Origin of the sequence: Halomonas sp. ND22Bw, assembly GCF_003011945.1 — a bacterium.
GTDB classification, from domain to species: Bacteria; Pseudomonadota; Gammaproteobacteria; order Pseudomonadales; family Halomonadaceae; genus Halomonas; species Halomonas halophila.
In genome coordinates this window covers 1-272 of sequence record NZ_PXWD01000856.1, presented here as the reverse complement: position 1 = coordinate 272, position 272 = coordinate 1, and the positions used below count along the sequence as shown (strand labels likewise).

General features: G+C 68.8%; 1 protein-coding gene. It reads left to right on the top strand.

Translation table 11 applies throughout. The annotated features are described in order from the left end of the window. The coding region (locus CVH10_RS20575) for a pyridoxal-phosphate dependent enzyme (RefSeq protein ID WP_146143196.1) at positions 1 to 272 on the top strand (272 nt) is incomplete at both ends.

Sequence of the window (272 nt, the reverse complement as noted above, 5' to 3'; positions counted from 1 at the left end):
GACAGTGCCTGCCTGAAGGCGGCGCTGAGCGACGGCGAGCGGGTGACCCTGGACCAGGGCGGGGTGTTTGCCGAGGGGGTGGCCGTGGCCCAGATCGGCGAGGCGCCCTTCGCCGTGATGCGGGGCCTGGTGGATGACGTCATCACCGTCAATACCGACGAGATGTGCGCCGCGGTGAAGGACATCTTCGAGGATACCCGGGCGGTGTCCGAGACCTCCGGCGCGCTGTCCCTGGCCGGCCTCAAGAAGTATATCCAGCAGACCGGCGCCAG